A 9,849-nucleotide genomic window follows, 5' to 3' on the forward strand; every position below is an offset into this window, starting at 1 on the left:
CGTTTATCAATAAGAACGCTGTAACATTAGTAAACGTTTTTTTAATTGAACGTTCAATCAATAAAAATTATAGTGCTATTACTTCCATGATGTACAGCTCAGTTTGTTTTGTATTTGCAAAAGTTTGTAATTGTGGATCAAGCAAGCTTCTATCAGGATATAAATCGAACTGCGCTGTAGATCATTTCATTACTCATTGAATGGTCACTGATTTATGCATAACAAAAATGATCAAACGCAGGATAGTTTGAATAAGGTCGTGTTCTATGTATCAGCATCATTGATACTTTTGTTTTCGATCACCACAATTTTGTTTAATGAAGCTGCTAATAACGTCATTACACAAACCCTCGATTGGGTAAGCAGAACCTTTAGTTGGTATTACCTGTTGGCTGCGACACTCTATTTTGTCTTTATTGTATTTATCGCATGCTCTCGATACGGCGAAATTAAATTAGGACCTAAACACTCTAAGCCTGAATTTAGTTTATTGAGTTGGTCTGCAATGCTCTTTTCTGCGGGTATTGGTATTGATCTCATGTTCTTTTCCGTGGCTGAACCTTTATCGCATTACATGAACCCACCTGTAGGTGAAGGACAAACCTTTGAAGCAGCACGTCAGTCCATGGTATGGACCTTGTTTCATTATGGTTTAACTGGTTGGAGCATGTATGCATTGGTTGGTGTAGCCTTAGGTTACTTCAGCTATCGTTATAACCTTCCCCTTACGATCCGTTCAGCTCTCTACCCTATTTTTGGAAAAAAAATTAACGGTCCTATAGGTCACACTGTAGATACAGCTGCCGTCTTAGGTACGATTTTTGGTATCGCGACTACCTGTGGTATTGGTGTCGTACAACTCAATTATGGTCTTCATGTTCTCTTCGATCTACCTGAAAATTTGTGGATTCAAGCTGGTCTAATCGGGATCGCGGTAGTCATTACTGTAATTTCAGTAACGGCAGGTGTGAATAAAGGGATTCGCGTACTTTCCGAAATCAATATCTATGTCTCGATTGGATTACTCCTCTTTATTCTTTTGATTGGTAATACAGAATTCTTACTCGCAGGCTTAATCCAAAATTTAGGTGATTACCTCAGTCAATTCCCAAAATTGAGTTTAATGAGTTTTCCATTCGAACAACCTAAAGAATGGATGAACAGTTGGACGCTTTTCTTTTGGGCTTGGTGGATTGCATGGTCGCCATTTGTCGGTCTGTTTTTAGCACGAATTTCTCGTGGTCGTACCATTCGTGAATTTGTATTTGGTACGTTGATTATTCCTCTACTATTTACACTGACTTGGTTATCCATCTTTGGAAATAGTGCACTTCACAATGTAATTTTTGATGGTAATGCACAACTTGCAACAACCGTTTTAGAAAATCCAGCGCATGGTTTCTATGACCTACTTGCACAATATCCTGGTTTTACCTTCTTAGCAGGTATAGCAACAATTACAGGATTATTATTTTACGTCACTTCTGCAGACTCAGGCGCTCTTGTTTTGGGTAATTTCACAACAAAATTCACCAATATCGAGCATGACTCTCCAAGATGGCTCAGCGTATTTTGGGCTATAGCCATTGGTTTATTAACCTTAGCGATGCTGATGGCAAATGGTATTACCGCCTTACAAAACACAACCATCATCATGGGTCTGCCTTTTAGCTTTGTCATATTCTTTGTGATGGCGGGTTTATACAAATCCTTGAGATTGGAAGATTTCAGACAAGCCAGTACTAGCTTAAATGCCGCGCCAGTCGTGGGCAATGTGGATATTCTCAATTGGAAAAAGCGACTCAGTCGCGTAATGCTTCATCCAAGCCATGAACAAACATTAAAAATGCTAGATGATGTGTGTAAACCTGCAATGGATGCCGTGGCACAAGAACTTTTATCCAAAGGTGTCAAAGTCGATGTGAATACTAAGCCTCTTGAAGATAATGCTGAGCTTTATCATTTGGACCTCATTATTCACTTGAATGAAGAAGAAAATTTCGTATATGAGATTTGGCCCGTTCGTTATGACACCCCTAACTTTAGTACCCGTGCTAAACGAACAAAGCGTTATTACTATCGTTTAGAAAGTTACTTATTTGAAGGTTCGCAAGGTAATGATTTGGTCGGTTACAACAAAGAACAAGTGATTAACGACATTTTGGACAAATATGAACGTCATATGATGTACCTTCATATTAACCGTATCAGTCCAGGTAAACGTCCACAATTTCCCGATCGTGACATTTAGTTAGTAGTAGCTCATCTAAACAAGGAAAATGACCATGTCAGAAAGTCTAAACGCCTTTGCTCTATTTTTTTCGTTGCTTAATCCCTTTTTAATGAGCATTTATATGCTTGGGATTATTCGAAATTCAGATGCAAAAGTTTTTAATATGGCCCTGATCCAAGGTAGTTTGATTAGCTTTGTGGTTTTTGTCATTTTTGCTAAAACAGGTGAAGCCTTTTTTAATGATGTACTTCATGCACGATTTGAATCTTTCCAAATTTTTGGTGGAATCATTTTCTTGGTGATTGGTTATCGTTATGTATTTGAAGGTGCTGATACGATTGGGGTCATGCGTGGAGCACCAAACCATTTGGCTGGTACGATCGCCATGCCTTTTATGATCGGTCCAGGAACAATCTCTGCATCTGTAATCACTGGCATTCAATTAAGTTTATGGCAGACGATCACAGTCATCTTTATGACCTTATTCTTAACCTGTAGTCTTTTGATATTAATGAAATATTTGCATGATAATTTACAGCATAAATATTCTAATTATATCGACTTATATGTAGATATCGTGGGTCGTGTTGCTGCATTGCTTATCGGTACGATTGCCATTGATATGATCGTGACTGGTGTTACTGGGATCATCAATGGCTAATTGAAGGTTGTTGTTGATATTTATAAAAAAGGAGTCTTATCATTGACTCCTTTTTTTAAACCCTAATATTTAGAATCTATATCCGATATTTAAACTATACACCGTTGGATCTACGTCCACACTTCCTACCTTTTCTCCATTTACTTTTACATCAGTTTTGATATCCGCATATCGGATATCAGCACCAACACTCCATTGAGGGTTAAATTGGTAATCTACGCCTATTTGACCAGCCCAACCAAAAGAATCTGAGAGATCGAACTTATCACCACTATATAATCGGTCATTAAAAAAATAGGTGTAATTTAAGCCCAGACCCACATAAGGTTGTAACTTTTCATTGGGTAAGAAGTGATATTGCACACTAAAAATTGGAGGTAAATGTTTTGTTTTTGCGACTTCATTACCAGCAACATTAATTTTATGCTGTGGTGGCAAACCGACTAATACATCAAATGCAATATTTGGTGTATAAAAATAAGAGATCGTGCCAGTGACTCCCCAAGCATCATCTATTGTGACGGGTGCTGTTTGATTAAAAATACTACCTGGAGAAGATGTGGGATCAATATTGCTAATCGCACCTCTTATCTTCCATTTATAATCTGCGCTGTGCGCATTAGAACTTAATGCCATGGTACTCAATAAAATCGCGAATAAACCAAAACTTAATTTATCATTCATATCATTACCCATTTTTTATAAATATCTGAAATTTTGAAGATTGTTAATCAATTAAATTGAATGCTTTAGATCATATCGATAATTCTTTTTGTTGGTTATTTTTTATTCTGATTTGTTTTGATGATTTTTTATTTAAGAAAATTTATTCAATTTAAATGGATTTTTGGAATATTGTTTTTAATTTAAGTGAGGAAAGAACGTACGCCTAATTTGGATTCCAATCAGTAATGATGAAACAAGAAACAAATCTTATTGACCTTACCACAATGGGAAGGTTTAGAATGATCGTGACCTTATTTCAATCAGCATATGGAGTTAAGTATGTCATCTACTTCAACTAAATCTATTCAAATCAAAATTGAAGGAATGACCTGTGCTGCTTGTGTAAGCCGAGTTGAAAACTCATTAAAAAAAGTCGATGGTATTCAAGATGCCAGTGTGAACCTCGCCACTGAAATAGCTCAAATTGAGTTAACAACAGACGTAACAGATCAACAAATCATTCAAGCCGTAAATAAAACAGGTTTTAAAATTAAAAAATGCGCAACAATAAAATTAAAAATTTTAGGCATGACTTGTGCTGCATGTGTGAGCCGAGTTGAACGTTCTTTACTAAAAATACCAGGTGTATTAGCAGCACAAGTAAGTTTGGCAACTGAGATAGCAAGCATTGATCTACTTTATCCAGTTCCTGTTGATCAAGTTATTGAGCGTATTGAAAGATCAGGGTTTGAAGCTGTACTTGAACAGCAAACGATCACAGCACTTCCAAATCGCGAACTTGAATCAAAAAAAATTCTCAAGCATTTTATTATCGCACTTGTACTCAGTTTACCTATATTTATCATTGAAATGGGCTCGCACCTCTTGCCTTCATTTCATCATTTTATAGGTACTTACATCAGTCAGAATCAGAGCTGGTTATTCCAATTTATTCTTGCGACTTTAGTTATTTTTATACCTGGACGGCATTTTTTCACACAAGGTATCAAGTCACTGATAAATTTACATCCTGACATGAATTCTTTGGTGAGTTTAGGATCAGGAGCTGCCTATTTATATTCTATTGTTGCTACGTTCTTTCCAAGTTTATTGCCACAACAGTCAGTACATGTCTATTACGAGCCTGCAACACTCATTATTACATTTATTTTGTTAGGCAAATATCTAGAAGCACGAGCTAAAGGTCGAACTTCTGCAGCGATTCAACATCTGATTGGCTTACAACCTAAAACAGCGCGAGTTAGAGTATCTGACCTCCAGACTAAAGATATATCGATTGATAAAATTACAATCGGTATGCAGGTTGAAGTTCGGCCTGGTGAAAAAATTCCTGTAGATGGCGTGGTTATTTCAGGTGAAGGCTTTGTAGATGAGTCAATGATCAGTGGAGAATCTTTTCCAATCCACAAATTGATGGGTTCAGAAGTTGTTGGTGGAACCCTCAATCAAAATGGATTTCTTGTCATTGAAACCAAACATTCTTCTGAAAATAGCATTTTATCTTCAATTATTCAGTTGGTTGAAAATGCTCAGACACAAAAGCTCCCCATACAATCTTTAGTCGATAAAGTCACCTTATGGTTTGTTCCAGTTATCCTCTTGATTTCGATGATTACTTTCATCGCGTGGCTGGTGATTGGACCTGAACCTAATCTGAGCTATGCTTTGATTAACGCCGTTTCTGTTTTGATTATTGCATGCCCTTGTGCGATGGGACTTGCAACCCCGATGTCGATAATGGTTGCGACGGGACGTGCTGCTGAACACGGAATTTTATTTAAAAATGCGACTTCACTTCAAAAACTTCGAGAAATTTCAACATTTGCATTTGATAAAACTGGAACATTAACAATAGGGCAACCTGCGATTAGTCATATCGAGATTTTCGCACCATTTACACATCAACAGGTTCTACAAACTGTTGCATCCGTTGAATATCATTCCGAGCACCCAATTGCTAAAGCGATTGTTCAATATGCTTCCGATCATCATATAAAGATGATCGAAATTTCTGAGTTTAAGAGTATTTCAGGATTCGGCATTCAAGCACAATTGAATGGTCAGGATATTAAAATTGGATCTGTAGAATTTATTACTCGAGAAAATGCAAAGATTTCTCATGCACTCTCTCACCATCAAAGATTACTAGATGAAGCTCAAACACCCATCGCGATCTCCATCGATGGTGAGCTTGCATCAATTATTTTAATCACGGATCAATTAAGACCTGAAACCTACGAGGTTATGGCTCAACTTAAAAAGAACGACAAGCACATTGCTTTGATTACTGGCGATCATCAAAATGCAGCGCAATATGTGGCTAATCAACTCAATATCAATGCAGTTTATGCACAGGTCAAACCACATGAAAAGTTAAACATCGTTGAGACCCTTCAAACGCGATATGGAAATGTTGCTTTTGTTGGTGATGGTATTAATGATGCTCCTGCACTTGCGCAAGCTCAAGTCGGTATTGCGATAGGTTCAGGTACGGATGTCGCCATTGAAACGGCTGACCTTATTTTAATGTCATCAAATTTGAATAACTTATCTAAAGCCATCAAATTAAGCGAAATGACCATTAGAAATATTCATCAAAATCTGTTCTGGGCTTTTTTATACAATATTTGTCTGATTCCGATTGCTGCAGGCGTACTTTACCCCTTGACTGGTATCCTGCTCTCACCTGTTTTAGCCGCAATCGCAATGGCACTTTCTTCGGTATTTGTATTAGCGAATGCCTTAAGACTCAAAACTTTGAAATTAAATTAGCAGCTTAAAACAAAGGAAAGATCATGAATATTGGCGAATTAGCACGACGTTCAGGCTTAACTGCTAAAATGATTCGATATTACGAAAAAATCGATCTCATTTCTGTTCCGATCAGAAGTGCTAGCGGTTATCGTGTTTACACAGAGCAAGACCTTTCGACTTTAAGTTTTATTAAACATGCTAAAGATCTTGGTTTTTCGATCGATCAAATCAAAAGTTTAGTTGAGCTTTGGAAAAATCCTGACAGAAAAAGTGCTGATGTGAAAAAAATTACAGATCAACATATCCATTTTTTGACAGAACAAATTCATTCGATGCAATCAATGATTTTAAAATTAAAGGCTGCGAGTCAGATGTGCTCTAATGATTCGACTTCAAACTGCAGTATTCTGAATAAAATTGAACATATTCAATCGTGACAGTGATAGATGTTAACTAACGCAAGAGGTTATTATGAAATTATTTATTGAAAATATTAGTTGTTCGGGTTGTGCTAAAGGTGTCACTGCATCTGTATTGTCACTTGATCCTAATGCAAGCGTCAATGTAGATGTTGCCAACAAAATTGCAGATATTCGTACAACATATAGCTTTGAAAAAATCGCTGAAGTTTTGACTGAAGATGGTTTCCCTCCTGAATTAAAAGATTAAATTGCCATAAAAAAGGCGAAACATTATTTCGCCTTTTTTGATAAAACGCATACCGTAGTATGCGTATTTTTAAAGAATTAATAAATGATTTGACCGTTTTGAAGTAACTGCTCCAACGTCAGATCTGCATTTTGAGGACCAATATTCAACAATTGAGTAGCTTCAAATTGTGTACCTTCACCATCGCGATCGATTGAAATTACAGAATCTTTAACAGTGATATATTTACTTAAGATATCCGCAACTTGATCAGTCGAATCTGTTGAGAATGTAGTTGAAGTATTAGCATCAACAAATAGTTGAGATACATCAATTACATCGACACCTGCTTCGAAATCTGACCACGTATCAAAACCATTTCCACCCGTTGCATCGGCTTCATCAAGTAAGTTGAAGATTAATTTATCCGCGATATCACTTCCAGTGAATGCGTCATTAAATTTCGAACTTGTAAATGATTTGTTTACATCAAAGCTTAAAGTAGCTGTTGAAGTCGTTCCACCAACTGTCGAAACAGTATAGCTAAATTCTTCTTTACCAAATCCTTTTCCTGATGGTGTATACGTATAGCTACCATCATTATTGAAAACAAGAGTACCAAATTTACCTTCGACAGTTACACTAGGATTACCACTATAAGTCGACGTCGTTAATCCATTAATAGTATAAGAACTAATAGAATTTAAACCGTCATCATTATTAGAAACGTTTCCAATAACTGGTTCTAAAGCAACTGGAGTAAATTCATTCAAGTACGTTGTATTAAACGTGATTGTAGAGTCCTCGAAATAAGCAAGTCCAGGATTAACAAGATTAGCTTGTACAGTATATACACCAGCGGGAAGATCATTTAACTGTAATACTTTTCCAGTAACAGCATTTAACTCACCAGTCTTAACTACAGTGCCAGCTGCATTTTTCACTGTGTAACTAATACTTCGTGATGAAGTTAAAGATAGAGTACTTTCAAAAGAAATTGCAACTGTACTGACTGAGTTTTCAGCTATTGCAAATTTAGCATCGATAGTACGTTGAGCCAGACCAATATCTAAAATTGTATCATTTACAATAGTTTCTGATTTATTTTGCATTACAATTTCAGATTCTTCAAAATCATCTTGAGCAACAGCTAAATCAATTTTAATCGTTAAGGTTTCGAGTGAACTATTTCCATTCTGATCTTTAATGACATAAGTAAATGTCTCGATTTCACCATATGGTAAGCTTGTGCCTTCACTAGGTTTATTTACGAAGTATTGGTAAGTTCCGTCCTTATTGAGAATTAATTTACCATACACACCTTGAAGTTCTGTTTCTTCAACAAGCTGAGTATTACCAGCAATAATGATTTCTGACCCATTAGCTAATTCAATCTGACCTGAAGTTTGACCGACAAAATCATTGTCTGTTTTAACAGTCGAATAATCATAAAGTGTGTCTTTATTAACATATAGACCAGATCCACCAAGTACATTAAGTCCTGTTGGAACAGTCACTGCATAATAGTCACCCTCTGTAAATTTAAGTGTAACTTCATCAGATTTACCACCTAAAATTACTGTGTACCAGTTATTTATGCTGTGAACTTGGACATATTCATTGGTATCAGCATTGAACTTATAAATAAATAAAGAGTATGAAGTTAAACTTACACCGCCGCCATCGCCTTGGAAAGTCATTTCACGAACATTATTTTCATTCACTGTGAAATTCATGAACGAAGATAAATCAACTGCACCAGCTTTAATAACTGGATCTAACAAACTTACATCTAACACTTTAACATTTGTTAATTTAGGCACTTCACCAGTGATATCTTTAATTTCAGGAAGTGGATTGATGATAACAGTGTCGTTGATTTCTGATTGTTTTACCTCAACAACTTTATTATCAATCGATATATTAAGCTTTGCAGAAGCTGTATTACCTAGTTCTGTTTTAACGTAATAGGTAAACTCATCTACTTGCCCGAATGGACCTTTAAAGTCTTCATTAATCTCGTAACGATAGCTTCCGTCTTGATTAATAAATAACGTACCAAATTTACCTTCGATCGCGGTTTCAGAATTACTATTCAACGTAATTGCTGCATTAGAACCAGCCATAACTGACTCTACAATCGTACCAGTTGGCAGTACATCCTGACCATCAACAGCATCTGCATCTGTGATTACATTACCAGTTGCTTCGCCATCGACTGACACAACTTCATTATAATCCAGAATAATGTCATTCAATACCTTCAATGTATAACCACTTAATACTGTTACCCCAACAGAAGGTGTTAAGAATACAATATATTTACCTTCAGGAAGGCTCACGTTCAATTCTTCAGAAACACCAGCCAGTAAATAAGCTTTCAACCATTGTTTCTCAGTCATGTACTCTTTGTATTGACCAGTTTCTTCATCAAATTGATAAATTTTAAGATCGTACATCGAGACGATCGAAACACCACCTGATTGTGATTTCAATGTTAAGTTGCGAACTGTCCCATCAGCAACATCTACTGTTAATGAATTTTGAAGAACTTCTGTTAAAACATTAGCTTCGAGCACTGCACCCAAGCCAACACTTGCTACCGCAAATGCAGTTTTATCTTCAAGTTGTTGTTCTGCTGAAGGTAATTTAGTAGTCGGGTTAATCACTTCAGGAATGAAATTAACTGAGTTATCCGCTGGAAGTACTATTTCTTGAAGATCATCGACAATACCATTGTTATCTAAATCGTTCACTGCCGGTACTGCTGTATCCAGAGCATCTAAACGAGCATCTAGATCATCTTTAGCTGCTGATGCAGGTAATGCATCAACCAAGCCTTGTGCTGTACCTTTCAACGCATCTA

The 9,849-nt window shown here is 36.4% G+C and carries 7 protein-coding genes; 5 read left to right on the forward strand and 2 right to left on the reverse strand.

Annotation, left to right across the window (positions count from 1 at the left end):
- Positions 1–214: 214 nt before the first annotated feature.
- Together AC1M83_RS03650 and AC1M83_RS03655 are read left to right on the forward strand one after the other, a co-directional pair.
- On the forward strand, positions 215–2,251 hold the full coding sequence (locus tag AC1M83_RS03650; RefSeq protein WP_035268654.1) for a choline transporter: 2,037 nt from the start codon (positions 215–217) through the stop codon (positions 2,249–2,251).
- A 34-nt stretch (positions 2,252–2,285) separates the two neighbouring features.
- Positions 2,286–2,894, forward strand: a complete 609-nt coding sequence (locus tag AC1M83_RS03655; protein ID WP_035268656.1) for a MarC family protein — start codon at positions 2,286–2,288, stop codon at positions 2,892–2,894.
- Between the two features lie 69 nt (positions 2,895–2,963).
- Here AC1M83_RS03655 and AC1M83_RS03660 read toward each other — a convergent pair whose 3' ends face one another.
- On the reverse strand, positions 2,964–3,578 hold the full coding sequence (locus AC1M83_RS03660) for an OmpW/AlkL family protein (protein WP_481588106.1): 615 nt from the start codon (positions 3,576–3,578) through the stop codon (positions 2,964–2,966).
- Between the two features lie 309 nt (positions 3,579–3,887).
- On the opposite strand from AC1M83_RS03660, the gene AC1M83_RS03665 reads away from it, so the two are divergent.
- From AC1M83_RS03665 to AC1M83_RS03675, 3 genes are read left to right on the forward strand one after another with little or no spacing between them, the layout of a single operon-like run.
- Entirely contained in the window at positions 3,888–6,353 is a 2,466-nt protein-coding gene (locus AC1M83_RS03665; protein WP_481590049.1) for a heavy metal translocating P-type ATPase, read from the forward strand.
- 23 nt (positions 6,354–6,376) lie between these two features.
- Positions 6,377–6,772 (forward strand): Cu(I)-responsive transcriptional regulator, encoded by a 396-nt coding sequence (cueR, locus tag AC1M83_RS03670; protein WP_035268660.1) that lies wholly within the window; start codon positions 6,377–6,379, stop codon positions 6,770–6,772.
- A 34-nt stretch (positions 6,773–6,806) separates the two neighbouring features.
- A complete protein-coding gene (locus AC1M83_RS03675; protein ID WP_035268662.1) occupies positions 6,807–7,004 on the forward strand; it encodes a heavy-metal-associated domain-containing protein in 198 nt (65 codons plus the stop codon).
- 77 nt (positions 7,005–7,081) lie between these two features.
- On the opposite strand, the gene AC1M83_RS03680 is transcribed toward AC1M83_RS03675, so the two are convergent.
- The coding region (locus AC1M83_RS03680; RefSeq protein WP_481590050.1) for a BapA/Bap/LapF family large adhesin at positions 7,082–9,849 on the reverse strand (2,768 nt) is incomplete at its 5' end.

This window comes from Acinetobacter sp. 25-47-130 (assembly GCF_056779705.1).